The organism is Hafnia sp. (assembly GCF_036648275.1).
Lineage (GTDB): Bacteria > Pseudomonadota > Gammaproteobacteria > Enterobacterales > Enterobacteriaceae > Hafnia > Hafnia alvei.
The window spans coordinates 77,115-103,159 of record NZ_JAVXIQ010000014.1 but is presented as its reverse complement, the minus strand read 5'-3'; the positions used below and the strand labels follow the sequence as shown (position 1 = coordinate 103,159).

Below are 26,045 nucleotides of genomic sequence, written 5' to 3'. Positions count from 1 at the left end.
TATCAGTTCACACTTCATCAGAGTAAAAAGAAAACATGTCTGTCAAAATTTTGGCCTCCTCCATTACGAGCTTAGATTCATTTAGCCGCGATCCGGCGACGGCGTTAAAATCCGGCGATCGCGGAGTAATGACTGTGCTCGATAACAACATGCCAATTTTTTACGCCGTGACGCCTGAGAGAATGGCTGAGCTGTTGGCCATTGAGGAAGCGGCTGGTCGCGCAAATTCAGATGTCACTCTTGAAGAGTCTCTGTTTAATGATGATTTTAGCCATGACGTTGCCGCGCCTGTTGCACCGAATATTCCAACGCCGTTGGGCAAATTTGTGATGTACGCTGGATGGCAGCCTGATGCGGATTTTTTGCGTATGGCAGCAATGTGGGGATGCATTTTGACTTCACCGGTAACCCCAACCGAACTGGCTTCATTTGTTGCCTACTGGCAGGCCGAAGGCAAAGCCTTTCACCATGTGCAATGGCAGCAGAAACTCGCCCGTAGCGTACAGCAAAATCGCATGAGCAATGGTGGTCAGCCAAAACGTGATATCAATGACATAGGCGAACAAGATTATTCCATCCCTAAAGGTTTCAGAGGTTAATGATGAAAGATGCCGCTAGCATGAACCTGATGCAGAGATTGAAGAAAATGATGCCTGCTCACGTTGAGCCAAAGTTTACCAACGCTGAGGAATGGCGGATTTGGCAGGAAGAAGAAGGGCGTAAACGTTCAGAAGCCATTTCGCGTGAGAATCAGGCAATGAAAATGCAGCGTGTTTTCAAGCGCTCTGGCATTCGCCCCCTGCATATGAACTGTTCTTTTGATAATTATCGTGTGGAGTGCGAAGGGCAGCGCATCGCGCTGGAGCGTGCTCGCCAATATGCTGCTGAATTTGACGGCAATATCGCAAGCTTTGTGTTTTCTGGTAAGCCCGGCACAGGAAAAAATCATTTGGCTGCAGCCATTGGCAACGATCTGATTTTACGCAATAAGTCAGTGCTTATTGTCACCGTGGCGGATTTGATGTCGAGCATGAAGGGCACGTTCAGTGGCAACAGTGACACCACCGAAGAGCGTCTGTTAGAGGATCTTAGTGCGGTCGATTTGCTGGTTATTGATGAAATTGGTGTGCAGACAGAATCTCGCTATGAAAAAGTGATCATCAATCAAATCGTTGATCGCCGCTCATCATCTAAACGACCAACCGGTATGCTGTCTAACCTAAACGTGCAGAGTATGAATACGTTACTCGGCGAACGCGTGATGGATCGCATGAGTTTAGGCAATAGCTTATGGGTTAATTTTGATTGGGAAAGCTATCGCAGCCGCGTCGTGGGCAACGAATACTAACGCCAACTTAAGGCGCTTTTAGAAAGGGAACTCAATCAGTTCAATACCTGCGGGCGTAACGCTTATCATCGAACCTTGATAATGCCATGCGCCCAGTACGGCCCGTTTTGCAAGCTTACTGTTCGGCATGGAGATATCATGAATCGCTGGGCGGTGAGTATGTCCATGAATCAGCCACTCGGCCTGATTTCTCTCTAACGCTTCTATAACAGCCTGCTGATTGACGTCCATGATGGCGTCAGATTTATCACCATTGGTCATCTGGCTGCGATCGCGCATTTTGGCCGCGATATTCAAGCGGGTACGCAAAGGTAGCCATAAAAACAACGTTTGAATAATCGGGTTATGAACTTTACGGCGGTAACGTTGGTAGTCTGTATCGTCAATACACAGGGTATCACCGTGCATGATGAGAATGCGGTGCCCGTACAGCGTTAACAACATTTCCTGGGGAAGTAACGTCATTCCGCATTCCTGCGCGAAACGTTTACCTATCAAGAAATCACGGTTGCCGTGAATGAAATAACACGGTATGCCAGAAGCCGTTAGATCGCGTAATGCTGTGGCGATTTCACGGTGCAGTAGCTGTGGATCGTCGTCGCCAATCCAGTACTCAAAAAAGTCACCGAGAATATACAAAGCGTCAGCCTGATAGGCATCGCGCTGTAAAAAACGCAGAAAACCGGCGGTAATCGCCGGTTCCTGTTCGCTAAGATGCAAATCTGCAATAAATAGCGTACGCATCAAGAAAGCGATTATTCGCTTACGGTGACGCTTTTGATGATCACGTCTTCACGTGGAACATCTTGGTGCATGCCGCTACGGCCAGTAGAGACTGCTTTGATTTTGTCTACTACGTCTAAGCCTTCAACGACTTCGGCAAAGACTGCATAGCCCCAACCGTCTGGACGTTCTGAACGGAAGTTCAGGAAATCGTTATCAACCACGTTAATGAAGAACTGCGCAGTTGCTGAATGTGGGTCGTTGGTACGCGCCATTGCCAGCGTGCCACGGGTGTTTTTCAAGCCGTTGTTCGCTTCGTTTTTGATCGGAGCTTTAGTTTCTTTTTGTTTCATGCCAGGTTCGAAGCCGCCGCCCTGAATCATGAAACTGTTGATAACACGGTGGAAGATGGTGTTGTCGTAGAAACCTTCACGGCAATATTCCAGGAAGTTGGCAACGGTAGCCGGTGCTTTGTCGTCAAAAGTTTTGATGACGATGTCACCGTGGTTGGTGTGGAAAGTAACCATATCAATAATCCTGTTTTTTTGATGTAGAGGACGAAAGAATGCGATTGTAGCCGATGCGCAGGGCGCTGACACCCTTTTGTCGCAGTTAGCGTATCGCCTTTCTTAAGGGTACATCACTACGATAACGGAAATACCCCTTGGGCTGCAAAACTCTGTGAAAATCGAAAACGTGAAAGAGCACAAAGAAGAACACAGGAAATCGGTACCCAAACGGGTGAAAATAGGGGTTATTCTTGCAAACAGCCTTTCTTCGCGGTTCAATACACCTAATATTATGTCAAACATCATGGATGCCCCGATGCTAAAGATTTTTAACACACTCAGTCGTCAAAAAGAGGAATTCAAACCTATTCACGCCGGTGAAGTCGGTATGTATGTGTGTGGGGTAACCATTTACGATCTGTGTCATATCGGCCATGGCCGTACATTTGTTTCTTTTGATGTGGTGGCGCGTTATCTACGCTATTTAGGCTATAACCTTAAATATGTGCGTAACGTGACGGACGTAGATGACAAAATCATCAAGCGTGCACTGGAGAATGGCGAAACCTGCGAGCAGTTGACCGAGCGTATGCTGGCGGAAATGCACAAAGATTTCGACTCGCTGAATATCGCGCGTCCCGATCTTGAGCCACGTGCGACGCACCATATTCCTGAAATTATTGAAATCGTCGAATTGCTGATTGAACGCGGTCACGCTTACGTTGCTAGCAACGGCGATGTGATGTTTGCTGTGGATACCGATCCGGACTATGGCTTGCTGTCTCGACAGGATCTGGATCAGCTGCAAGCAGGTGCTCGCGTTGAAATTGCCGATGTGAAACGCAATCCGATGGACTTCGTACTGTGGAAAATGTCGAAACCGGGTGAGCCAAACTGGGAGTCTCCTTGGGGCCCTGGTCGTCCTGGATGGCATATTGAATGTTCAGCCATGAACTGCAAACAGTTGGGCGCACATTTCGATATTCACGGCGGTGGTTCTGATCTGATGTTCCCGCACCATGAGAATGAAATTGCGCAATCAAGCTGTGCACACGACGGTCCTTATGTGAACTACTGGATGCACTCCGGTATGGTGATGATTGACCGCGAGAAGATGTCGAAATCGCTGGGCAACTTCTTCACTATTCGTGATGTGCTGCAGCACTATGATGCTGAAACCGTGCGTTACTTCCTGATGTCAGGTCACTATCGTAGCCAACTGAACTACAGCGAAGAGAACCTGAAGCAAGCACGTTCTGCTTTGGAACGTCTGTATACCGCGCTGCGTGGCACAGATCCTCACGCTGAGCCAGCCGGTGGCAACGTCTTTGAAGCCCGTTTCCGTGAAGCGATGGACGACGATTTCAACACGCCAGAAGCTTATTCTGCGCTGTTTGATTTGGCGCGTGAAGTTAATCGCCTGAAATCAGAAGATATGGCGCTGGCGAATGCCATGGCGGCAGAGCTACGTAAGCTGGCGAAAATCCTAGGTCTGCTGGAGCAAGATCCTGAAGTATTCTTGCAAAGCGGTGCGCAAGGTGACGATGGTGACGTGGCCAAGATTGAAGCGTTGATCAAGCAGCGTAACGATGCTCGTGCGGCAAAAGATTGGGCGATGGCAGATTCGGCGCGCGACCAATTGAATGAGCTAGGCATTGTGCTCGAAGACGGCCCGCAGGGGACGACTTGGCGTCGTAAGTAAGGCGTTAGATTTATCCAATAAAAAAGCCGGCTTATCTGCCGGCTTTTTCACATCAAGCATAAAAGTTACGCTTTGACCTGCACGCTCTGACCGTTATAAGTTACCGTCTGGCCGTCAAGAATTTTGCAGCGTTTGCGGGTTTCGATCTTCCCATCAACTTTCACATAGCCGTCAGCAATGGCGTTTTTTGCCGCCGCGCCGCTGTCATTCCAGCCTTGTAGTTTCAGCAGATCGCACAGTTCAACGTGCGGATGGTTTTCCAGATGGAAGATTTCCATGGTGTTATCTCTTTATTCTTTGGGAGTGATTCGTTCGAGATGCCGTAGCCATCATACAGCCAATATATGACTATCAATATACGGCGGGCAATGCGCTATTATGCCAGTTTGCGCGCGATGGCGCATAGCTAATCTACGAAGTGCGGGTGCGTTGTACACCCGCAGAGAACTAATCCCAAGAATAAGTTAGGCCACAACCACCAGTTTTTGGTTCGTGAACTCTTTAATCCCAAGATCGGCCAGCTCGTGACCATAGCCTGAACGTTTTACACCACCAAACGGCAGTTCTGGCGCAGTACCGCTCAAGGTATTGATGAATACCATGCCGGTTTCAATGCGTGAGGCCATTTTTTTGCCGCGTTCAATGTTGCCTGTGAAGATGGCACCACCCAGCCCATAGTGTGAATCGTTCGCTAAGCTAATGGCTTCATCGTCACTCTTCACAACGAATACCATAGCGACTGGGCCAAAGAACTCTTCGAAATAGGCCGGATTATCACGCTTAATATCGGTGAGGATTGTTGGAGGATAGAAATAGCCTTGTTTATCCATCGCCTTGCCTCCTAATGTGGCCTTCGCGCCGTTTTTGACCGCTTTATCAACCTGTTTAGCTAAGTTCTGCAAAGCGCTTTTAGACGACAACGGCCCTAATGTAGTGCTCGGATCGAGTGGATCGCCCATTTTTACAGATTCCAGCTCTTTGGTAAAACCGGCAAGAAACTTATCGGCAATCTTTTCATGAATAATAAAGCGTTTGGCAGCGGTACACACCTGACCCGCATTTTGTAGGCGAGCTTGAGCACCCACTTTAATCGCCTTTTCGAGGTCGCAATCATCGAGAACTACAAATACGTCGTTCCCACCGAGTTCCATGGTGGATTTTTTAAGGTTCTTGGCAGCCTGCGCAGCTACCACGCTACCCGCCTGTTCGGAACCGGTAAGGGCAACGCCGCTGACACGATCGTCATCGATGATACTGGCGACCTGATCTTGAGAGATGAACAGATTGGTATAGGCGCCTTTGGGGGCGCCAGCCTGAGAGACCATCCGTTCGAAGGTTTCTGCACAGTGGGGGACGATGCTGGCGTGTTTTACCATCACGCTGTTACCAACGGCCATATTCGGGGCTAATACGCGCATGAGCTGGTAGAACGGGAAATTCCAAGGCTCAACGGCCATGATGATGCCAATGGGATGATGTTCAACCCACGCGTCACCGAGCGATGAAGAGTATTTAACCTGTTTGAGGAACGCTTTGGCGTTATCTGCATAATATTGGGCGATTGCGGCGCAGATCTTAACTTCCCCACGGCTCTGCTCGATAAGTTTACCCATTTCTTGGCTGATCGTTTTTGCCAGTTCTTCCTCGTGTTGGGTAAATAGCTCAGACAGTTTGCTAAGCACGTTAAGACGTTGAGATATATCGCCTTGTGCCCAGTCTGACTTATAGAGTTTGTGCGCGGTTGCTAAAGCGGATTCAACATATTTATCGTCGTGCTGCGGATATTCTTTGATGAGTTTGTCGGTATAAGGGTTGATTGTCTGGTATGGCATGATGGCTCCTTGGCGGTATAGATCATGTTGACGAAGACGAGTTGGATATTCTCCGAGATAGGTGATTGAATGACATAATGTTTATGAACGTGAATGGAGCAACTGAGGTTAACGAGTTCGCGGCTCAATCGCTGATGTGTAATAAATAACTATAGGCCGGAATGACATATCTACAAGGAAGTGGAGTGAGACTAGGAATTATCTTGCCGGGCTGACAGCCGCTAAAAATGAATAAAGCCAGTCAATGACTGGCTTATATAGAAAGTAGTTTGCTGCTTAAATATCGTGAAACTCTTCGCAGGCTTGCAGGGTATTTTGAATCAGCGTTGCTACGGTCATTGGCCCAACGCCACCCGGTACCGGCGTGATCCAGCCAGCACGCTCAACGGCAACATCAAACTCAACGTCGCCAACAACTTTCCCACTGGGCAAACGGTTGATCCCGACATCGATCACCACCGCGCCTGGTTTGATCCATGCACCAGGAATAAAGCCCGGCTTACCCACGGCAACGACAACCAGATCGGCATTTTCAACGTGCTTTTGCAGATCCTTGGTAAAGCGATGGGTGATGGTTGTGGTGCAACCGGCTAACAACAGTTCCAGCCCCATGGGACGACCTACAATATTCGATGCGCCAACGACCACGGCGTTTAAGCCGTAGGTATTGATTTCGCAGCGTTCTAGCATAGTGATAATACCGCGAGGGGTGCAAGGGCGGAGCTTTGGCGAACGCTGGCACAAACGGCCAACGTTATAAGGATGGAAGCCATCAACGTCTTTATCGGGGCTGATTCTTTCCAGCACTTTGACGTTATCGATACCGGCAGGCAGCGGAAGCTGAACCAAAATACCGTCGATAGTGTTATCGGCGTTGAGATCATCAATCAGACTTAACAGCTGCTCTTCGCTGGTAGAAATCGGCAGATCGTAAGATTTTGATACGATACCGACTTCTTCACATGCGCGGCGTTTGCTGCCGACGTAAATCTGTGATGCAGGGTTTTCGCCTACTAATATTACTGCTAGCCCTGGGGCACGTTTCCCCTCAGCCAAACGTTGTTCTACGCGCACAGCCATCTCGCTTCTAACCTGCTGCGCAATCGTTTTACCATCAATAATCTTTGCTGCCATCAGTGACGAAATCCATCAATATTGTTCAAGCGGGGGGAGGGCTTCTATTGTGTCAGATGCAAAGCGTGCTGTCAGGCAAAGAATAACCATAAAATAACCAAGTGGATGATCAAACGGACAAAAGGCATTGACTCAAAGCAGACTGACCGTATAATCCAAATCCGCTGCACTGCCTGACAGTTAGCCTCTGCTACACCGTCCCAATGCGCCCTTAGCTCAGTTGGATAGAGCAACGGCCTTCTAAGCCGTAGGTCACAGGTTCGAATCCTGTAGGGCGTACCATTTAACTCAACGAATAATATTCCTTCCTACTGACACAAAAATAACCCATAGCAAAAATTAATGTCACTGTTGGTATAAGCGAATTTTTTCAGATCTGGTCAAGGCTAATTTGTCTCCTGAATTGAATTTAGGCTGCGTCAGACTCTTTTCTCACATGCCACTGATCATCGAGTGACACAGCCTCGTTGTGCTGAAAATAATTTAAGCAGGTAGTGGGGCGTTTTCGTTGCCAACAACTGATATGTTTTCTTGTACTGGGTGTTCAGTCGTCGTCAGATCTGCATGACCAAGAGTGTTGGGTAATGCCGCGGTGAGCGCAGCTAATGAACCACCCGAAAGGCCGACTTCTTTGAGTAGGGAGTCTACAATCGGCGCATGTGTACGGTAGGATAACGCTGCCGTCATGGCTTGTTCCGCGAGATTGCCGCCGCCATTGCTGTTTGATTCTAACGCGCCACCGGCTGTGGCCGAACCATTCCGGTTTAAACCGTCAACCTGAATTATTTTGATTCCGTCGATAGATTTCATTGGCTCAACGGATTTCTCGATGATGCTAGGCAGGGACTGCAATAGCGCCAGTTTGAATTTTAAGCTGGTCTGATTATCAGACAGTATATTGACCGCATCATTCAACGCCCTCTGAGCTTCAGCTTCAGCAAGTCCTTTTTTCAATGTTGCTTCAGCAAGTTTAATGATGGCGGATGCTTGTAATTCTGCGGCCTCTTTCTCAGCTTGTGCCTTTAGCGTTAGCTGCACGGCTTCGGTTTCTGCTGATTGTTTAGCAACGATTAGCGCAACCTGTTTGGCACGATCTGCCTCGGCTGTTTCTCTGGTTGTCACCACATGCTCTTCGGCTCGTACTGCCTCGGCTAATGCATCGTTTGCTCTTGCCTGAGCTTGAGATTGCTGTTCTGATTTACTTGCAATAGCAATATCTTTATCCTGCGCAGCAATTTCGGTAACTTGCTGTTGTTCAATTTCTTTTATTCTAATTTCTCGTTCAGCTTCCACCTTACGAGTACGAACAGCCTGTTCTCGCGCAATTTCTGCTTCCTGAATCTGACGTTCGGTACTAATACGGCTCTGCTCCGCTTCTCGACGACGTTCAGCCTCGAATACGGCAATATTAGCGCTTTGTTCAGCGCTGCGGGTTTTAACCTGCTGCTCTTGGTCAAAGGTCATGAATGATTCTTGCTGCTCAATTTCTAGCTTACGTGACATGGCATCGCGGTTCTTTTCACGTACGGCAACTTCTATATCTTGCTCGACTTCATTACGTTCGCGGCGGCGGCGTTCGGTTTCCTGAGTGAGCTTGGTTAGGCCCTCTGCATCAAACGCATTGTTAGGATCGAAGAACTCTTTTGAGGTTTGGTTAAAGTTAGTTAATGAAACACTCTCCAACTCAAGGCCGTTCTTGGTTAAATCTTCAGCGACCGTATTCTGCACACCTTGAACGAAGTGTTCACGGGTGTCTTGGAGGTCATGCATGGTCATTTGTGATGCCGTTGCACGCAGCGCATCTACAAATTTGTCTTCAATAAGGATGCGCAGATCTTCTGGTGACAGCGTTCTTTGTCCTAACGTCTGTGCCGCGGTTGCGATACCTTCGATGGTTGGTTTTACACGTACAAAGAATGCGACGACCACATCGACTCTCATACGATCTTTGGTGATCAGGCTGTCTTTCATGGAGCGGCTGACTTCTAGCTTGAGGGTATTCATATTGATATGAATAAGCTCATGAAATATAGGAAGTACGATAGCTCCTCCGCTCATGACAACTTTTAGCCCACCCAAACCAGTTCTAACAAACGATTGTTCTGCTGAAGCTCGCTCATAGAGTCGAGAAAAAATAATCCCGATAACCAACAATATGATTAATACACCAACTGCAACAAATCCCCAATAAGGGATGTTATCCATTTCAAACATAAAATTTCCTTTTGATATCTCTGAGTAATATAGATTTACAGCAAATTAGGCCAAGGGTTTTTGCTTGCTAAAAATCGCGCTGCCGATATTTGGGCAATAATGAGTACGCGTTCCCCTCGGGTAAAAATAACGTCTGAATTTTCTGGTTCGATCAATAAATAGTGGGATTGTCCGTAAGCATCGATAATTTTGCATTCGGCCGACATCCCTGGCTGACCTGCTGATTGAGTCACGAGAGCCATTGAACCAACAAAACTATCTTCTGACACTGCAAAGGATTCATCTTTTGGAAGATATGGGGCGAGCCATCGCCCTATGAAATGTAAAGTAGGCAACGATAGCACAAATGAAATCAGAGCCATTAACCCCGCGGATAGCGGTGCTTGAAGCAGGCTAATCATTAAATATTGCCCGCTGATGCCAATAATAGCAAAGCTACCCAGCAGTAAAACGAGCGTAACCAATAGCGGAAGCTTGCCAATGTGCAACCAGCTCAGCGCCTGTACTAACAGGTTATTCCCAGTGGCGAGATCAAGATGAGTTCCTATGGAGGAATCTATATGGCTAAATGCGCTAGCGCCTATTAACAACGATAGAATCTCTAATACACCAAGTGAAATGATGAATGCGAGCGCAAAGAGAAAAGGGGCGTTATAGGCTGAGAGTAGTATCACTAGGGCATCCTTTCTGTGTATATCCGTAATATTTCTATTCTAACGTTATTTTTTTATTTCGGATACGGAGGAGAAGAGATATAGGATAATGACGTGGAAAGATAAACTTTACGAATATTCGATAGTAAATCATCAAGGTTTAAAGTGGCTTGTGTCAACTATCCAATCTTTGAGGTGCTAACCGATTATTATTTTAACGCAAATCAGACTTCCAAGATAAAATGGTGATAATGGACATCTTTGCGATATAATAATATTTAATTGAATGCTGTGGTAGTTGGAGGGCTCAGTTATGGTTGTGAATAAATTACTCATACCCCCATTTTTATAAGAGTAATTCATTCTGTAAATGTTGGGAGCCTAAGTTGATAGGGGAAGAAATTTTATTCATATAAAACATAACTATAATAAAAAATATATGAATCCCGAAGAAGCTATTTTTTGTTGTGAGACAGCAAATGCTCTAAATGATATTGCTTAATTTTATTGAGCACCGTGGTGTGCGATAGCCCAACTTGGTTTGCGACTTTCCTAGCTGAGCCCAGCGAAACAAGATATTTCCTAATAATGTCGCGTTCTTGTTTTTCAATCATCGCCTTAATGCTGCCATTATGTATGTGCTCTTCTAGATGCTTATTTTCAGGTAGCGGAATATCAGTACCCGCGATTTCTTGTTTCTCAGCTAATAGCATAATTCTAAGTAGGATATTCTTTAATTCACGTACGTTGCCAGGCCATGAGTACGCAGTCAGCGTGGCGAGAGCGCTGGGCAATAGCGTTAGTTTTTTATCCAGTTCTTGGCTGTATTTTTGGAAAAAATAGCTGACAAGTGGAAGAATATCTTCTTTGCGATCTCTCAGTGGCGGGATGACGATAGGCAGAATATTGACACGATAATAGAGATCTTCGCGAAACTGCTTCTGTTCAATCAGGTGTTCTAGATTTTGGTTGGTGGCTACGATCACTCTCACATTCACATGCTGTGTCTTGAGTCCTCCCACGCGCTTAATCATTCCGTCTTGCAGCACTCGTAGTAGCTTGCTTTGAAGGGAAAGAGAAAGCTCACCAAATTCATCAAGAAAAACAGTGCCGTGATTGGCACTTTCAAACAAGCCCATCTTGCCGCCTTTAAGTGCACCGCTAAAAGCACCATATTCGTAGCCGAAGAGCTCGCTTTCAACTAAAGACTCAGGAATTGCTGCACAGTTTATCGCTTCAAAAGCATTGTTCCGCCGCTCGCTGGAGTCGTGAATAGAACGTGCAATGAGCTCTTTGCCTGTACCTGTTTCGCCCCGAATCAGGACGGTGTATTTACTTTGCGCTATTTTGCGTGCTGCGGCTAAGCAGTCAGCCATAATAGGGCTTGCGTAGATGAGTTCATCGAAATCAGAGGATAGCTTTTTACTCTTGGACGTATGTATTCGTGATGTATTCTTGGTGTTACCAAGAATAATATTGGCCCCCGTAATTTTGTTATTGTGTAATACAGGGCGGATAGTGCAGCTAATCATCTCCCCGGTGATCTTGTTTTCTATTTCTTTAGTGCTGACTTTCCCACAGCGAAAATCCTTAACTTCTTCCCAATCAATCAGTGCAGATATATTTCTGCCAATCATTTCATGGCGTAATAAGCTGAACACTTTTTCTGCGCTAGAGCTAAAGTCATTAATAACGCCATAGTTTGAAATAACAATATGGGCAAAGTGTGAAGAGGGTGATGCCGTCGGTTCGCCATTAGCCGGATATATGCTTAGAATATCATTATTTATCAGTAAATTACCTAGTAGGTATTGAAGTTTTTTTTCCGAGGGAATACTAAAGCGAATGAAAATTTCACAAGATGATACGTGCATTGCATCAATATAAACATCCATGTTTCTGAATTCACTAATCACATCAGCAATCATGGCTGTGCGATCGATAGTTTTTATATTCCACCCAACGGTAAGCATGATAACCACCAGAGTCAAATGTATGACGACTATGGTAACAATGTTTGTTCGTTGAGCAATTGCAGATTGTCCGGCGAGTGATTTGGTACCCGCCGGACATCACAATACTGAGAGATTTTTGGAATGGACTAACCGCTATTCGAAAAATTTAAGGAAAGGTGATATGACCAGCAGGATGCCAAACGCTAACACACACCATGTTTGCACTCCCTTGAATTTATGTAATTTTTTTACTTTATAGACAAGGTAGCACGGGATTAAACATGATACGATGCCGTAGAGTGGGCTGCCGATATGGAAGAAGATCACCACGGAGAAACCAAGAGAAACCCAAGCAAATAGCAAAAGGACGATAAAAATATAAACGCCAAGCCCAAGCGCTTTATGGTTGATTCTCTCTTCTGGAATGAATCGCTGGATGATATTAACTAAAATACCTTTAACGGCTTCTTGAAAACCTAAATAGATACCCAAGAACGCGGTTAATACTGCGAAAATATTTAGCAGAGTTGTCATCACGTGGACAAGCGTTCCGGGGATAACCTTTGCTGCCATAGCGAGAGCAGAAATATTCAAGTTAAAGGCTTCTACGGCCTGCTCGTGGCTCATTGAGAAGGTAAACGAGAATGAAAAGAATATTATTATACTAATGAGGATAATATAGGAAATGCGATGTACGCGGATGGCTTTATAAGTGGCAAGCTGCTTATCCTCCTCTCTTTTTCTATAGGCAATGTTCATTGGATTTAAGATTTGTACAAACACAGCAGAGAAGAAAGCAAAAGGAGCTGTTAACAACACGTCTCGACAAAAAACACCTATTTCAGGGAATGCGGTAATATTATTCAAATCCCAGTGAGGGATCATCACTAAGCCGAGCAAAATAATAATGCCCACTTTTATGACAACCATCGGCCCTGATATTTTAAATAGCAAGCGTTCACCGCGAGAAGCAATAAACACTAGCACCATAAAAACGATGAGTTTATATACAGCAGAGTTAGACAGAATCTGATCCGTTACCCCAAACGTTTTTAAATATGATGCACTATCGTAAATTACTGAAATAGAATAGATAAACATGCCGTGGACCAGCATGATGAAATAGATGATCCCCAGAGCTATGCCCCAGTTTTTGCCAAGGTACTGGGTAATAATGTTGGAGTAGTCTTCACAGATATCGCTCTCTGAGAGCGTTTTCATATAAAGATTCTGTAACATGTAAGTAGCAGGGTAGGCGATTAAAAATGCGACGATAAATACCCAAATACCTTTCAAACCGATTTGTACTGGAACTAACACGGTTCCTGCCCCAATAGCCATGCCGATGCACAGTAATATCCAGCCAATATCATAGGCCGTGAGAGGAACGCTTTTGTATTGCCGCTTTGTTTCACTTAGAGAAGCAATGGTCGACATGAGTTACTCCTGTCTGAATAATCGAGAGAGTCAAAATTGCAGCCGGTGCCTATCTGTTTTATATGTGCGCACTCAGGCTGTTTCCCCTTGGTGCAGCCACGGCATGATGATAGTTTTCCCTATCGTGTGGGTGCGGTGGCTGCTAAGAGGACAAATGAGTAAAGGTTAATAAATCGCCTTATTAAAAGCTTGTTCGAGGTCAGCGATGATATCTTCAGGATCTTCAAGTCCTACAGATATTCTTATTAGGCCATCGGTAATACCGGCTTTCATTCTTTCCTCTGGTAACATAGGTGAATGCGTCATAGACGCAGGATGCTGAATCAAGGTTTCAGTATCGCCAAGGCTGACTGCAAGCAGGCATAGCTCAACGGAGTCCATCACTGTTTGCCCCGCTTCAACGCCCCCTTTGATTTCAAAGCTAATCACAGCGCCAAAATTCGACATCTGTTTTTTGCCCAATTCATAGTTTGGGTGTTCTGGCAGGCCGGGATAATAAACCTTTGTGACGGCAGAATGCGAGGATAAAAATTTCGCCACCTGCATGGCATTCTGGCAGTGGCGTTCCATGCGAACGGCCAATGTTTTTAATCCACGTAGCGTGAGCCACGCGTTGAAAGGACTGATGCAGCCACCTGTTATATCTTTGACGCCGACAAAGAGCGCCTGATTGATGAATTCTTGGTCACCGACGATCACCCCACCGATGACATCACCGTGACCATTAATATATTTAGTCACGCTGTGAACTACGATATCAGCGCCAAATTTAAGTGGGTTTTGACAATAGGGTGACATAAACGTGTTATCAACGACTAATAATGCATCGTTGGCATGAGCAAGTTTGGCGCTTTGCTCGATATCAATAATAGATAAGGTAGGATTGGCAGGAGTTTCAATATAAATCACTTTGGTATTCGGTTTTATTGCTGCTTTGATGTTCTCTATATTGGCAGCATCGACGAAAGTAACTTCTATCCCGAATTTGGGCATGCTGTGTGATAACAACGCATGGGTACAACCATATATTGCCTCTGAAGCAACGATATGATCGCCTTGTCCGCACAGCGTTAGCAGCGTTGATGAAATAGCGGCCATCCCTGATGCGGTGGCAAGCGCAGCTTCACCTCCCTCTAACATGGCAATTTTTTCTTCAAGAGCTGTTTGCGTTGGGTTCCCAAGGCGTGTGTAGATATATCCGGGCTCCTCAAGGGCAAACCTAGCGGCACCTTGTTTAGCGTTTTCGAATACGAATGTAGAAGTCTGAAAAATAGGTGTGGCTAGCGCACCGGTTGTTGCATCGGGATGCTGTCCTGCATGGATGATTTTAGTGTTATAGCCTTTGTCGTGCAGTTTCATACTTCGTTGCCTCATTAGGTTAGGTAATGTCCTAATGGATATAGCAATGGCTGTGCCAGAATTTAATCTATTGAAGTATATGTGTTTTATTATATTTTAATTCTTTTATGTCAATTTTATTACCAGTAATGGAAATATTATTTACAGTATGAAAAATAGTTTTTTAAATTTAAAATTTAAAATTTAAAATTTAAAATTTAAAAATAAAAATCAATCTATAAAATAAAATAGAATTTTAAACCAGGATTAATTAATGTGTTTTATGATTATCGTGATAAATTTTTAGATTAAAAGGAGACGTTGGGGCTCCATTCATGAATAATACGCAGAAGCCCCAATTATTTTTATTAAACTAATTTATTATAAACGTAGAATGCTTCGTCGCGGACATACCCGTTATTTTCGTATAGTGCCTGTGCTTTTGTATTATCAGTCGCGGTGCTAAGCATAATGAAAGCAGAGTTTGTTTCTTTGGCTAACTGATCAGCACGTTCAATGAGTTGTTTAGCAACACCGTGTTTTCTTGCCTCTGGCGCTACATACAAATCATAAAGCAACCAGATTCGTTTCATTTCTAGTGAGCAGAACAGCGGATAAAGCTGAGTAAACCCTACGGCTTTTCCATTATCTTCTACGTAGTAAATGACTGATTCACCGAGCGTAATACGGTTTGTCAGAAATTCCTCGGCGGCTTCTTTAGATTCGCTGACTTCATAAAATTTGCGGTATCCAAGATATAAAGGAAGGATTTTTTTTACATCTTCTGGCTGGGCTTTTAAAATTTTCATTGTGTATCCTTATCTTGATAAAGAAAATATTATAACTCTCGCACAATGTTGTATTTAGCACGTATATTCAATACGAAATAAGTGTAGCGTAAAAAACTATCTGCTTAGGATAATTTTTATCTTTGTCATAGGACTGAATAAGCACGTATCATTTAATACATCATTAAACCGATAAGTTTATGATATTGCGTCGAACGCTTCTTTTATATTTATAAATAGAAAATGAATGTTTTTGGTGAAAGCATCTAAAAAAATATCATTTATAGATTTTTATACTGCATAATCGATGGCTTGCGCCGTTTTTTAGTTATTTGGAAGAAGGTAAGACCGTTAAGATTTATCAACACACATAATAATAGGGCTATACATATTACCAATGCTATAAGTGTTGTTGTTAGCGCGGCGTACAACATACACTAAATCAGCGTTCGGCTTCCCAGTGATATTGTTTTCAATGAGCTGCGTGGGCGTGTTGTCACGTGCTGCTACGTGTTGTGCATTTAATTTTATTGAAAGTATATTGTTAGTATCTTTAGGTTGGTATTGGAATCCAACTTCTCTAGCAACATAATAATTAGTTCCATTGTATTCAGCATCGCCAGATAATCCGATATATCCAGTTGAATCAGGTTTAAAACGAACTAAAACGGTGCCTGAAAAATGAAAAGGTACATTTTCATTATCTCGATTGGTGCTGAGTTTAAGGGTAGACTCACAAAATATATCCAGTTTTTCCTTATGTGATGCGGTATGCGGTGCAAAATAAACCCACAGTGCAAGAATAAGATTAATTGCCAAAACAACACAGAATATTTTTTTCATCGTATTCATCACTTAATTAGTATAGTTGCTATGGCAGCTGGAATACTTGTCATCATTTATCTGTTCACAGATAGAAACGAAGATCATTGCTTTTTTACCCTGAAGTGCAGAATCCCCAACTTTAAGATAAATATCGCTGCCTAAGCGACAGCTGAGATCTGAGTTTTTTAAGCTATCATTCGCAAGGGCGAGAAGCTTATCTCTATTCGTTCTATCGGTATGGTAAAAGCTGTAAACTGGGCATGAATCTATTTTCCCGACCAGATAGCGGCTTTCGAAAGAAGGGCTCGGAGTGACTGAGAGAAAATAATAGATTCCGTTGGCGAGAGTTAAGAAAACCAAGGCACTTATGATGAACTTCTGCCACTTGTTTTTTACTACAGCCTTAGAATTTGGTGCTGCTGTGGATAGTGCTTCGCCCGTATCCGTAATAATCTCAGGCGCTGCTTTTTCTGCTGTTGAAGGTTCAATGGGCAAAGAACTTTCAATGGAGACATCGATATCCTTGCTGAACATAAAGCCAACCGTGGGAATCGTCACGATCACCACTTCTTCGATGCCAAGATCGGCAAAGTTGCGGCGAAGCATGCTGACATACTGGTTTAGGCTATTGTTAGACGCTTTTAAACCATGAGCGTCCCAAACTTGCTCAAGTAGTTCATCGCGTTGCAGGATGCTGCCATGATGAGCGATGAGTAGGCTAAGTAGGCGGTTAGCCGTGGGCGCTAGCGTAATCTCACCGGTTGAAAAATAGCTCGGATCGTCGCTGATGAGCTTTATGCTACCGTCATCTGGGGTATAGATAATAGAGTGACTGATTCGGTAGATCATAATCTCACCAGAACATTTATAGTTTAATAGAGTATAAGTGACAGATAACAATATTATCAAGATATGTATTGAGATCTTTTTTTAAATAAAAATCCGCAACGAGATAAATTTTCATACGTAATACACAGTTATTGAATGGCTATTCAATCATTATTTTCACTGTAAGAATAATCTGAACAGGAAAAGTCTTATTAATGTAAATAGTGTTTATGTAGTGAGGTGTTAGCTGTTTTTATTTTGTTAAATATTGTATTTGTATTATAGGATATATCTTAATTGGATATGGGTATATATACATTTAATTTTATTTTCATTATATGAGGCCGTGGTTATTATTTTTATGATAATAAGATACAATGGCATTACGGTACTCTACACAGAGAAAACATTAGTTATGAATAATGAATATAATCAGTTCAACCAGCCTGTAGGGCATAGCTTACCTCATTGGAATGGATGTGATGCGCCAACTCAATCTGTCCTTAACGGGCAGTATTGTCGGTTAGAAAGGGTATCCGCTGCTCATGCTGATGATCTGTTCGAGGCTTATCAATTGCCCGGATCAGAAAAGGATTGGACATATCTTCCTGCTGGCCCGTTTAACGATCGACCGGAGTTTGAACGGCACTTCAATGCAATCTTAGCTTCAGTGGATCCACTGCACTATGCGGTTGTTGATTTAGCGACGGGTAAGGCGATTGGTACCGTTGCACTCATGCGCATTGATGCGAAAAATGGCGTAATTGAAATGGGGTGGGTAGTTTATTCAAGAGCATTAATGCGCACTCGTATGGCGACGGAAGCACAGTTTCTGTTGATGTCATATGTCATGGATAACCTCCATTACCGCCGCTATGAGTGGAAATGCGACTCCCTGAATGAAGGGTCGCGTAAAGCTGCATTGCGCTTAGGGTTTAAATTTGAAGGATTATTCCGTAATGCCACGGTCTATAAAGGAAGAACCCGAGATACCGCATGGTTTTCGATTATCGATGAAGAATGGCCAGAAGTTCGAAATGCACTTGTCTCTTGGTTAAGCTCGGATAATTTTGATAATCAAGGCCAGCAACGCCAGAGCCTAAATGAAATTAGAAATAACAACGTGGCATGAGATTATTCTTTTCTGAATATAACTCTTATTCGCAATAAATCTATTGAGACGCTCTTGGGCGTCTTTTATTTTCTTCAGAAGTATCCGGCGATAATTTGCTGAGAATTTATCTTGAACTGCGACGCTCTGAAATCCAGTCCTGAATTTCGATAGCGAAAGTGTCAGGCGCTTTGCGGAATGTGCGCCGAGCCAAATCTAAAATCGTATGACGAGCCAACTCTTCTTCCATGCGTTGCTGGGCGCTATCCATCACCGCGCGAATGCTGCATGGACCTTCGCACGCCCAAGCCGGAGGTGTTTCCTCAAAAACGGCTAGGCGTTGACGAATTTCTTTGCATTCAAACACTGTTTTGGAGCCATCAATGGCCTGAGCAACGTCAAGCGCGGTAATGAGCTCAGGCGCTCTCGCTAAGCGGAATCCTCCCCCTTTACCTTCGGTGCTGACCACTAATCCGGCACGTGAAAGACGGGTAAAAATTTTGGCGAGGTAATCGAAGGGAACACCTTGAAGCTCTGCCATCTCACGCACATTCATTTCACGATCGTCGCCTTTGCTGTCGACCATGCATAACAGGCTATGAAGGCCATATTCCACGCCTGAACTATAGAATGCCATATCAAACTCCGCTTATTAAATTCTTAGTAAGAATACATGGAACCGCACGATCTGCAAAGGTATGCGTGATGTATAGTCTTAGGTGTAATTTTAATGACTTTAAAATCAAATAATTAGGAGATCTCACTGACTAAGCGCTGCCGTTAACTCCGAAACATGTTGTCGGAGTTAACGGCGACATGTATAGTCGTAGTTATTGAAGTAGATGATCAAATAATCAAAAGGTAGCAAAGCATGAATAACCGTATTCTTATCGTTGGCGCTGGTTTTTCTGGCATGTGGGCCGCTATCAGCGCTGCGCGTTTAGCACATCTGAATAATCGTCGTGATATCGAAATCACCGTCTTAGCACCGCAGCCAGAACTGCGCGTTCGTCCGCGATTTTATGAAGATAAAGTAGCCACGTTAGTTTCTCCTTTGCTGCCACTGTTTGGTGAAATTGGTGTCAACTTCCTGCAGGGAAGTGCAGAACAGATTGATTATAAAAATAAAACTGTTTCATACCGTGACGGTGCAGGAAATGCCGCTTCGGTATCGTATGACCGGTTAGTGCTAGCCAGTGGTAGTCGTGTGAAGAAGTCGTTGGTTGAAGGTGCGCAGAAATATGCCTTCGATATTGATCAGTTAGAATCGGCCCAGAAGTTTGAAAATCACCTGCAAAATTTATCGAATCAAGAGCCGAGTGAAGCGCGTAATACCGTTGTCGTATGCGGCGGCGGATTTACTGGTATTGAGTTGGCAACGGAGCTTCCTTCACGTCTTAAAGCGTTATTAGGCGAGGATACGAAGACTAAAGTTATCGTAGTTGAACGTGGTGCCGAAATCGGCAGTCGGTTCAGCGCTGAATTACGTGATGTCATCGCTCAAGCTTCTGAAGAGTTAGGTATTGAGTGGAAGCTGAATGCGGAAGTCGAAGTTATTGATGCCAATGGCGTGACGCTGAAGGATGGAACACGCATTGATACTGCTACCGTGGTGTGGACCGTTGGTGTAGAGGCCAGCGCACTAACACAGCAGTTGGAGGCTGAACGTGATAGCCAAGGTCGCTTGCTGGTTGATGAAAACTTGCAGGTTCGTGGATTGCCGGGCGTTTATGCCACTGGAGATGTTGCCCATGCCGCAACCGATAGTTTAGGGCATAAAGCGCTGATGACCTGTCAGCATGCGATTCAACTGGGGAAATTTGCCGGTAATAACGTTGCCGCCGATCTTATTGGCGCTTCTGGCGTTGCTTACCGCCAGGAAAACTATGTGACCTGCCTTGATTTAGGCGCGTGGGGCGCAGTCTTCACGCAGGGCTGGGAGCAAAAAGTCGACTCGGTTCGCGATGAAGCTAAAAAGATTAAAATCTCGATTACCAATGAGCTGATCTACCCACCAAAAGCAGAGCGCGATGTTGCTTTTGCGGCGGCAGATCCGTTGGCCGCGTTTGTATAACCACGTCGACGAGGGGCAGGCTTTGAGCTTGCCCTAGCTTTTCTGAGTCATGCGATGTTCTATTGTCGAATTTTAGCGTGGCTCAAATATCATTTTCTATTAATAATAAAAACGTATACCAATAACTCATTATTGTTTTCTACGTTATAACCCTGCCAGCGAAATTATTATCCCCCTCACGCTAATTCTCTCTTTTTACAATGCCTTAGTTTAAGTAAGCTTTTTGCCATTCCTTATTGTTATGCCATAAATCGCCTTTGTCCCGTTTTAGCGACAACAGTAGGATACAAAAAATACTTTGCAGAATAAGTATCTATAAATCATTATTTGAAACGTGGTTTCACTCCAATTTTGTAGGCTAATCTTGAACTTACATGCAGTACTGCGTCAACGCGTAGCCAATACGCGTTGGTATGCGAAAAGAAAAAGTTATCGGGTTCTATTCTGGCGAGAAATAACGCCGCTTGCTGTTCCTATCTTGGTAGAAAATGCCTGTGTGTTACTGATGGGCGTCCTCAGTACTTTTCTCGTTAGCTGGATTGGCAAAGAAGCGATGGCAGGTGTTGGGCTTGCCGATAGTTTTAATATGGTGATTATTTCTTTCATTGCTGCCGTTGACCTAGGGACGACCGTGGTGGTCGCCTTTAGTTTGGGAACACGCGATCGCCGTCGAGCGCGCGCCGCCGCAAGGCAATCACTGGTATTGATGACGGTTGTTGCTTTGCTGCTGGCTGCGGGTATTCATTTGGCGGGTGAACACATTATTGATGTCATCGCGGGTGATGCGACGCCAGAAGTCAAAACGTTAGCGCTGTCTTATCTGCAAACCACGGTGTGGAGTTATCCCGCGGCGGCCATTGCGCTCATCGGTAGCGGGGCGCTGCGCGGTGCCGGTAATACAAAAATTCCCCTGCTGGTTAACGGTGGGATGAATATCCTGAACATCATGATCAGTAGCGTACTGATTTACGGCATCTTTGGCTGGGGTGGGCTTGGTTTTATCGGTGCAGGGCTTGGGCTAACGCTCTCTCGTTATATCGGCGCGGCCTGCATTATTTACGTGCTGTTAAAGGGTTTTAACCCTGCGCTGCGTATTTCGCTGAAAAGTTATTTTAAACCGCTGAAGCTGAATATTCTGTGGGAGGTTTTGGGCATTGGTATTCCTGCCAGTATTGAATCGGTGCTGTTTACCGGCGGTAAGCTCCTAACCCAAATGTTTGTGGCCGGTATGGGCACCAACGTTATTGCGGGTAACTTTATTGCCTTTTCTGTAGCGGCATTAATCAACCTACCCGGCAATGCGTTGGGCTCCGCTTCAACGATTATCGTTGGACGACGCTTGGGCAAAGGGCAAATAGGCCAAGCTGAACGTCAGCTGCGTTATGTGTTCTGGTTATCAACTATTGTCTTAACTATTATTGCTTGGGGAACCGCACCTTTTGCAGGCCTGTTTGCATCTTTCTATACGCAAGAGTCCGATGTTATCGACGTGGTTAAAATATTGCTGTGGCTCAATGCCGCATTTATGCCGATCTGGGCTGCATCGTGGGTGCTTCCGGCTGGGCTTAAAGGCGCACGTGATGTTCGCTTCGCCATGTGGATTTCAATGCTTGGAATGTGGGGCTGTCGCGTAGTGGCAGGCTATACGTTAGGCGTTGTACTTGGCATGGGGGTCGTTGGCGTTTGGCTGGGCATGTTCTTTGACTGGGCAGTGCGCGGCGTCTGCTTCTATTGGCGAATGGTCAGCGGTCGCTGGCTATGGAAATATCCTCGTATTCAGCCTGAAATCGTGGAAATTGATACCAATAAAACAGAATAGGTCAGTCGTTGACGATATTCCTCCCCCCGTAACCGGGGGGAGATTGATGAATCAATTAGCTCAATCCTTCCTGTACCAAAGAGTCGCGGCTAATTTCAGCAATTGATTTCGCCCCTGTCAGCGTCATCGCAACGCGCATCTCTTTTTCAATTAAGCCCAACAGATTTTCTACGCCGGCTTGTCCGGCGGTGGCTAGCGCATACAAATAGGCGCGGCCTAATAATACGGAATCAGCACCGAGGGCGATCATTCTCACCACGTCTAAACCGCTGCGAATACCGCTATCGGCAAGAATTTTAATCTCTCCTTTAACCGCATCAGCAATCGCGGGCAGGGCGCGGGCAGACGATAAAACGCCGTCTAATTGGCGACCGCCATGATTCGATACCACGATGCCATCTGCGCCGAAGCGGACTGCATCACGCGCATCTTCGGCATCCAAAATGCCTTTAATCACCATTGGGCCGTCCCAAAAATCACGGATCCACTCTAAATCGCTCCAAGAAATCGACGGATCGAAGTTAGTCGCCAGCCAGCCGATGTAATCTTCGAGCCCCGTCGGTTTACCGAGATAGGCGGAAATATTGCCCAAATCGTGTGGTCGGCCATTGAGCCCCACGTCCCACGCCCAGGCTGGATGCGTCATCGATTGCAGATAGCGACGCATCGCGGCATTAGGGCCGCTCATTCCTGAATGGGCGTCACGATAACGCGCGCCCGGCGTCGGCATATCTACCGTAAACACCAGCGTTGAACAGCCTGCTGCTTTGGCGCGTTCTAAGGCATTACGCATAAATCCGCGATCTTTCAGCACATACAGCTGAAACCACATGGGGCGATTAATCGCCGGTGTAACTTCTTCGATAGGGCAAACGGAAACCGTGGAAAGCGTAAACGGAATGCCTTTATTATCAGCGGCGCGAGCGGCTTGAACCTCACCGCGACGTGCGTACATCCCGCATAATCCAACGGGACCAAGCGCAACAGGCATGGCGAGTTTTTCATTGAATAATTGAGTCTCAAGGCTCAGCGCCGACATATTTTTCAGTACGCGCTGCCGTAACGCTACCTGCGACAGATCTTCTACGTTGCGTCGTAGGGTGTGTTCGGCATAAGCGCCGCCGTCAATGTAGTGAAACAAAAACGGAGGCAGTTTGCGTTGCGCCGCGGCGCGGTAGTCGGTTGCTGCTGAAATAATCATGGATTTCCTTCCCTTGTTACATTTGTTTCTTCGTCGGGCAGGCGAGTGATACGGGCCTGCCGCGCTTCGTCTTCATGCAGATTTTTTATGGTGGAGTGAACGAAACCGAGGTGTGATTTTGCCGCTTTGCTAGCACGCTCGGGATCGCCGGCCAGAATGGCCTCAAGCAACTCGTTATGTTGCTCAGTGAGTCGAGAGAAAATGGTGGGTACGGTGTACATGCGCTGTCGGCTATGCATCACTGACGACTGCATTAAATCGAAAAAGCCGCGCATGGTTTGCAGTAACACCACGTTGTGTGAGGCTTCGGCGATGGCCAGATGGAAACGTACATCGGCCTGTGCCGCGAGATCGGGGTTATCGCTTTCTTTCAGTTTCAGCGTTGCATCAAAACAGTATTGGAGTTTTTCTTTGTCGGCGTCGGTGGCTCGCATTGCAGCGTGCCATGCGGTGCTGGCTTCAATCGCGTGTCGGGCTTCGAGGATGTCATAACGATAGTTGGGGTCCTCGGCGACCAGCGTTCGCAAAGGTTCCACGATACGTTGTTCCGACCAAGGCTGTAGCTCAAAGCGCACGTAGGTGCCGCCGCCACGCCGGCTGATCAGAATATTTTCACTGATCAGTTTCTGAATGGCCTCTCGCAGTGATGAACGAGACACCCCCAGTTCGGCGGCGAGCTGTCTTTCTGCGGGCAAACGCATGCCCGCCTCCAGATTACGTTCGTGAATAATCGCCTTAACGCGCTCAACTAAATGATCGGCAAGGCGAGGTTGCGGCAATGACGTCATGGAATCATCCAAGTTAGCAGATACGCCTGTAGCGTGGTGATCACACCCACCATGCAGGTGAATATCAGGCTATGTTTCACCGTGAAGCGAAACAGATCAGATTCTTTACCAACCAGCCCAACGGCGGCGCAGGCAATGGCGATAGACTGCGGTGAAATCATTTTCCCTGTCACGCCGCCGGTGGTGTTTGCTGCAACCAGCAGAACATCTGAAACACCGATTTGCTGCGCGGTTGTCGCCTGAAGGGCCGCGAACAGCGCGTTTGATGAGGTATCCGAACCGGTAAGGAATACGCCTAGCCAGCCAAGGAACGGTGAAAAGAAGGTGAATGCGTCGCCGGTGTGCGCCAAAGCCAGCGCCAGCGTTGCAGACAAACCTGAATAGTTAGAGATGAATGCAAAAGCCAAAACCATCCCGATGGAGTAAATCGGTAGCGCCAGTTCTTTCATCGTGGAGAAGAACGTCGCTACCGCGGCCTGCGGTTTCATGCGCAGATAGATAACCGAGATAACCGCCGCCACCATAATGGCCGTACCGGTTGCCGAGAGCCAATCGAGCTTATATACCGCAGCATAAGGCATGCTTTCTGCTACCACCGGCGGCATTTTTGCTACCAGCTTATCCAGCAGAGGAACGGAGAAGTTAAACACCCAATCCTGTAATGCGCCACCTTTGGCAAACAATGCCTTGAACGGTGGAATACTCCAGATAGTGACCGTCGCGGTCAGGAAAATAAAAGGCATCCACGCGCACACAACCTGTTTGGCCGTGTAGTTCTGGCGCGCGAGCGTTTGATCGGTGACGGATGCGCCCACATCGTTAAAACGGAAGATGCGCTTTGGCTGCCATACGCGCAGGAACGTTGTGAGGCACACTAATGACACTAACGATGAAATGATATCCGGCAGCTCAGGCCCGATAAAGTTAGAGCTCAGGTATTGGGCGACGGCAAACGAACCACCGGCAACCACCACCGCAGGCCAAGTCTCTTTGATACCGCGCCAGCCATCCATGATAGCCATAATCCAAAACAGCACGATGATGGTCAAGAAAGGCAGTTGGCGTCCCACCATCTGGCCAATTTCAAAGCTGTCTAGGCCAGTAACTTGTCCAGCCACAATAATAGGGATGCCCATTGCACCGAAGGCAACCGGCGCGGTGTTCACGATAAGGCAAAGGCCAGCGGCATAAAGCGGATTAAAGCCTAAACCTACCAGCAGCGCTGCGGTGATCGCCACGGGCGCACCAAAACCTGCGGCACCTTCCAAAAATGCACCGAAGCAGAAACCAACAATCAGCATTTGCAAACGCTGATCCGGCGTGATGGAAAGAATGGAAGAACGGATGATGTCAAACTGCCCTGTTTTTACCGAGATTTTGTATACAAATACGGCGGCAATAATGATCCAAGCGATTGGCCATAAACCATAAAAAAAACCATAAATGACGGAGGCGAAGGCGCGGTCGGCGGGCATTTGGTAGAAAAACAGCGCCACCAAAAGTGCAATGCCTACCGTAATCGTGGCGGCAATATAGCCTTTGAGTTTGAGTTTTATTAACGCAAAAAAGAAGAACAAAATGGGTAACGCGGCGATGAGGCTGGATAGCCAGATATTCCCGATGGGGTCGTAAACTTGTTGCCAAACTTGCATGCAGGTATCTCCAGAGAACAGACACTTTATTGTTCCGCTCCATTGGTCTGACCAAATTGGGCGGGTCACTGTTATAGTGTTCAATGGTTAATCTTTTGTTAATTTCTTGCAACG

Annotated in this window: 23 protein-coding genes and 1 tRNA gene; 7 read left to right on the top strand and 17 right to left on the bottom strand. The window is 45.9% G+C overall.

Going from position 1 to position 26,045, the window contains the following annotated elements; translation table 11 throughout:
• The first annotated feature begins 35 nt into the window (after positions 1 to 35).
• Together dnaT and dnaC are read left to right on the top strand one after the other, a co-directional pair.
• Positions 36 to 599: a primosomal protein DnaT gene (gene dnaT, locus RSC70_RS13785; RefSeq protein ID WP_234619157.1), complete on the top strand. Its 564-nt coding sequence runs from the start codon at positions 36 to 38 to the stop codon at positions 597 to 599.
• A gap of 20 nt (positions 600 to 619) precedes the next feature.
• Complete coding sequence (gene dnaC, locus RSC70_RS13780) at positions 620 to 1,348, top strand: DNA replication protein DnaC (RefSeq protein WP_372338157.1); 729 nt, start codon at positions 620 to 622, stop codon at positions 1,346 to 1,348.
• A gap of 18 nt (positions 1,349 to 1,366) precedes the next feature.
• Here the strand turns inward: dnaC and RSC70_RS13775 are convergent, their stop codons facing one another.
• The gene (locus RSC70_RS13775) at positions 1,367 to 2,092 is read right to left on the bottom strand and encodes a UDP-2,3-diacylglucosamine diphosphatase (protein WP_332542767.1); all 726 of its coding nucleotides are present in this window, start codon (positions 2,090 to 2,092) and stop codon (positions 1,367 to 1,369) included.
• Positions 2,093 to 2,103: 11 nt separating this feature from the next.
• A complete protein-coding gene (gene ppiB, locus RSC70_RS13770; protein ID WP_004847094.1) occupies positions 2,104 to 2,598 on the bottom strand; it encodes a peptidylprolyl isomerase B in 495 nt (164 codons plus the stop codon).
• Positions 2,599 to 2,896: 298 nt separating this feature from the next.
• On the opposite strand from ppiB, the gene cysS reads away from it, so the two are divergent.
• Entirely contained in the window at positions 2,897 to 4,282 is a 1,386-nt protein-coding gene (cysS, locus tag RSC70_RS13765) for a cysteine--tRNA ligase (RefSeq protein ID WP_063585710.1), read from the top strand.
• A 65-nt stretch (positions 4,283 to 4,347) separates the two neighbouring features.
• Here cysS and ybcJ read toward each other — a convergent pair whose 3' ends face one another.
• From ybcJ to folD, 3 genes are all read right to left on the bottom strand, one after another.
• Positions 4,348 to 4,560: a ribosome-associated protein YbcJ gene (gene ybcJ / locus RSC70_RS13760; RefSeq protein ID WP_025800580.1), complete on the bottom strand. Its 213-nt coding sequence runs from the start codon at positions 4,558 to 4,560 to the stop codon at positions 4,348 to 4,350.
• 186 nt (positions 4,561 to 4,746) lie between these two features.
• Positions 4,747 to 6,114: an NAD-dependent succinate-semialdehyde dehydrogenase gene (locus RSC70_RS13755; protein ID WP_332542766.1), complete on the bottom strand. Its 1,368-nt coding sequence runs from the start codon at positions 6,112 to 6,114 to the stop codon at positions 4,747 to 4,749.
• A gap of 276 nt (positions 6,115 to 6,390) precedes the next feature.
• A complete protein-coding gene (gene folD / locus RSC70_RS13750; protein ID WP_103009140.1) occupies positions 6,391 to 7,248 on the bottom strand; it encodes a bifunctional methylenetetrahydrofolate dehydrogenase/methenyltetrahydrofolate cyclohydrolase FolD in 858 nt (285 codons plus the stop codon).
• A 205-nt stretch (positions 7,249 to 7,453) separates the two neighbouring features.
• Between folD and RSC70_RS13745 the strand changes: the two genes are divergently transcribed.
• Positions 7,454 to 7,530 (top strand) — tRNA-Arg (locus RSC70_RS13745).
• Between the two features lie 201 nt (positions 7,531 to 7,731).
• Here the strand turns inward: RSC70_RS13745 and RSC70_RS13740 are convergent.
• From RSC70_RS13740 to RSC70_RS13705, 8 genes are all read right to left on the bottom strand, one after another.
• Positions 7,732 to 9,462 carry a flotillin family protein gene (locus tag RSC70_RS13740; protein ID WP_442904303.1) on the bottom strand — a complete coding sequence of 577 codons (1,731 nt, stop codon included), beginning with the start codon at positions 9,460 to 9,462 and terminating at the stop codon, positions 7,732 to 7,734.
• Positions 9,463 to 9,497: 35 nt separating this feature from the next.
• Complete coding sequence (locus RSC70_RS13735) at positions 9,498 to 10,136, bottom strand: OB-fold-containig protein (RefSeq protein ID WP_332542765.1); 639 nt, start codon at positions 10,134 to 10,136, stop codon at positions 9,498 to 9,500.
• 434 nt (positions 10,137 to 10,570) lie between these two features.
• Positions 10,571 to 12,088: a sigma-54 interaction domain-containing protein gene (locus tag RSC70_RS13730; protein WP_332542764.1), complete on the bottom strand. Its 1,518-nt coding sequence runs from the start codon at positions 12,086 to 12,088 to the stop codon at positions 10,571 to 10,573.
• A 135-nt stretch (positions 12,089 to 12,223) separates the two neighbouring features.
• Positions 12,224 to 13,507 (bottom strand): amino acid permease, encoded by a 1,284-nt coding sequence (locus RSC70_RS13725; RefSeq protein WP_234619150.1) that lies wholly within the window; start codon positions 13,505 to 13,507, stop codon positions 12,224 to 12,226.
• 165 nt (positions 13,508 to 13,672) lie between these two features.
• Complete coding sequence (megL, locus tag RSC70_RS13720; RefSeq protein ID WP_332542763.1) at positions 13,673 to 14,866, bottom strand: methionine gamma-lyase; 1,194 nt, start codon at positions 14,864 to 14,866, stop codon at positions 13,673 to 13,675.
• Between the two features lie 347 nt (positions 14,867 to 15,213).
• Positions 15,214 to 15,654: a GNAT family N-acetyltransferase gene (locus tag RSC70_RS13715; protein WP_040044508.1), complete on the bottom strand. Its 441-nt coding sequence runs from the start codon at positions 15,652 to 15,654 to the stop codon at positions 15,214 to 15,216.
• Between the two features lie 330 nt (positions 15,655 to 15,984).
• Complete coding sequence (locus RSC70_RS13710) at positions 15,985 to 16,476, bottom strand: FidL-like protein (RefSeq protein WP_282814496.1); 492 nt, start codon at positions 16,474 to 16,476, stop codon at positions 15,985 to 15,987.
• A gap of 12 nt (positions 16,477 to 16,488) precedes the next feature.
• Positions 16,489 to 17,307, bottom strand: coding sequence for a winged helix-turn-helix domain-containing protein (locus RSC70_RS13705; protein WP_332542759.1), 819 nt, complete (start codon positions 17,305 to 17,307; stop codon positions 16,489 to 16,491).
• A 394-nt stretch (positions 17,308 to 17,701) separates the two neighbouring features.
• On the opposite strand from RSC70_RS13705, the gene RSC70_RS13700 reads away from it, so the two are divergent.
• Positions 17,702 to 18,418, top strand: coding sequence for a GNAT family N-acetyltransferase (locus RSC70_RS13700; RefSeq protein ID WP_130933716.1), 717 nt, complete (start codon positions 17,702 to 17,704; stop codon positions 18,416 to 18,418).
• 106 nt (positions 18,419 to 18,524) lie between these two features.
• Here RSC70_RS13700 and RSC70_RS13695 read toward each other — a convergent pair whose 3' ends face one another.
• Positions 18,525 to 19,034 carry an RrF2 family transcriptional regulator gene (locus RSC70_RS13695; RefSeq protein ID WP_025800590.1) on the bottom strand — a complete coding sequence of 170 codons (510 nt, stop codon included), beginning with the start codon at positions 19,032 to 19,034 and terminating at the stop codon, positions 18,525 to 18,527.
• A gap of 234 nt (positions 19,035 to 19,268) precedes the next feature.
• Between RSC70_RS13695 and RSC70_RS13690 the strand changes: the two genes are divergently transcribed.
• Both RSC70_RS13690 and RSC70_RS13685 read left to right on the top strand, forming a co-directional pair.
• Complete coding sequence (locus RSC70_RS13690; RefSeq protein ID WP_332542757.1) at positions 19,269 to 20,471, top strand: NAD(P)/FAD-dependent oxidoreductase; 1,203 nt, start codon at positions 19,269 to 19,271, stop codon at positions 20,469 to 20,471.
• A gap of 364 nt (positions 20,472 to 20,835) precedes the next feature.
• Positions 20,836 to 22,290 (top strand): EmmdR/YeeO family multidrug/toxin efflux MATE transporter, encoded by a 1,455-nt coding sequence (locus RSC70_RS13685; RefSeq protein WP_043491694.1) that lies wholly within the window; start codon positions 20,836 to 20,838, stop codon positions 22,288 to 22,290.
• A gap of 55 nt (positions 22,291 to 22,345) precedes the next feature.
• On the opposite strand, the gene lldD is transcribed toward RSC70_RS13685, so the two are convergent.
• From lldD to lldP, 3 genes are read right to left on the bottom strand one after another with little or no spacing between them, the layout of a single operon-like run.
• Entirely contained in the window at positions 22,346 to 23,491 is a 1,146-nt protein-coding gene (gene lldD, locus RSC70_RS13680) for an FMN-dependent L-lactate dehydrogenase LldD (RefSeq protein WP_025800593.1), read from the bottom strand.
• Positions 23,488 to 24,279 (bottom strand): transcriptional regulator LldR, encoded by a 792-nt coding sequence (lldR, locus tag RSC70_RS13675; protein WP_025800594.1) that lies wholly within the window; start codon positions 24,277 to 24,279, stop codon positions 23,488 to 23,490. The genes lldD and lldR overlap by 4 nt, the downstream gene beginning before the upstream one ends.
• Positions 24,276 to 25,931, bottom strand: coding sequence for an L-lactate permease (lldP, locus tag RSC70_RS13670; protein WP_332542756.1), 1,656 nt, complete (start codon positions 25,929 to 25,931; stop codon positions 24,276 to 24,278). The genes lldR and lldP overlap by 4 nt, the downstream gene beginning before the upstream one ends.
• Between the last annotated feature and the right edge of the window lie 114 nt (positions 25,932 to 26,045).

What these genes read in the sequence shown, in the direction of transcription:
- dnaT (WP_234619157.1), top strand. Translation starts at nt 36, where the DNA reads ATGTCTGTCAAAATTTTGGCCTCCTCCATTACGAGCTTAGATTCATTT.
- dnaC (WP_372338157.1), top strand. Translation starts at nt 620, where the DNA reads ATGAACCTGATGCAGAGATTGAAGAAAATGATGCCTGCTCACGTTGAG.
- RSC70_RS13775 (WP_332542767.1), bottom strand. Translation starts at nt 2,092, where the DNA reads ATGCGTACGCTATTTATTGCAGATTTGCATCTTAGCGAACAGGAACCG.
- ppiB (WP_004847094.1), bottom strand. Translation starts at nt 2,598, where the DNA reads ATGGTTACTTTCCACACCAACCACGGTGACATCGTCATCAAAACTTTT.
- cysS (WP_063585710.1), top strand. Translation starts at nt 2,897, where the DNA reads ATGCTAAAGATTTTTAACACACTCAGTCGTCAAAAAGAGGAATTCAAA.
- ybcJ (WP_025800580.1), bottom strand. Translation starts at nt 4,560, where the DNA reads ATGGAAATCTTCCATCTGGAAAACCATCCGCACGTTGAACTGTGCGAT.
- RSC70_RS13755 (WP_332542766.1), bottom strand. Translation starts at nt 6,114, where the DNA reads ATGCCATACCAGACAATCAACCCTTATACCGACAAACTCATCAAAGAA.
- folD (WP_103009140.1), bottom strand. Translation starts at nt 7,248, where the DNA reads ATGGCAGCAAAGATTATTGATGGTAAAACGATTGCGCAGCAGGTTAGA.
- RSC70_RS13740 (WP_442904303.1), bottom strand. Translation starts at nt 9,462, where the DNA reads ATGTTTGAAATGGATAACATCCCTTATTGGGGATTTGTTGCAGTTGGT.
- RSC70_RS13730 (WP_332542764.1), bottom strand. Translation starts at nt 12,088, where the DNA reads ATGCTTACCGTTGGGTGGAATATAAAAACTATCGATCGCACAGCCATG.
- RSC70_RS13725 (WP_234619150.1), bottom strand. Translation starts at nt 13,507, where the DNA reads ATGTCGACCATTGCTTCTCTAAGTGAAACAAAGCGGCAATACAAAAGC.
- megL (WP_332542763.1), bottom strand. Translation starts at nt 14,866, where the DNA reads ATGAAACTGCACGACAAAGGCTATAACACTAAAATCATCCATGCAGGA.
- RSC70_RS13715 (WP_040044508.1), bottom strand. Translation starts at nt 15,654, where the DNA reads ATGAAAATTTTAAAAGCCCAGCCAGAAGATGTAAAAAAAATCCTTCCT.
- RSC70_RS13710 (WP_282814496.1), bottom strand. Translation starts at nt 16,476, where the DNA reads ATGAAAAAAATATTCTGTGTTGTTTTGGCAATTAATCTTATTCTTGCA.
- RSC70_RS13705 (WP_332542759.1), bottom strand. Translation starts at nt 17,307, where the DNA reads ATGATCTACCGAATCAGTCACTCTATTATCTATACCCCAGATGACGGT.
- RSC70_RS13700 (WP_130933716.1), top strand. Translation starts at nt 17,702, where the DNA reads ATGAATAATGAATATAATCAGTTCAACCAGCCTGTAGGGCATAGCTTA.
- RSC70_RS13695 (WP_025800590.1), bottom strand. Translation starts at nt 19,034, where the DNA reads ATGGCATTCTATAGTTCAGGCGTGGAATATGGCCTTCATAGCCTGTTA.
- RSC70_RS13690 (WP_332542757.1), top strand. Translation starts at nt 19,269, where the DNA reads ATGAATAACCGTATTCTTATCGTTGGCGCTGGTTTTTCTGGCATGTGG.
- lldD (WP_025800593.1), bottom strand. Translation starts at nt 23,491, where the DNA reads ATGATTATTTCAGCAGCAACCGACTACCGCGCCGCGGCGCAACGCAAA.
- lldR (WP_025800594.1), bottom strand. Translation starts at nt 24,279, where the DNA reads ATGACGTCATTGCCGCAACCTCGCCTTGCCGATCATTTAGTTGAGCGC.
- lldP (WP_332542756.1), bottom strand. Translation starts at nt 25,931, where the DNA reads ATGCAAGTTTGGCAACAAGTTTACGACCCCATCGGGAATATCTGGCTA.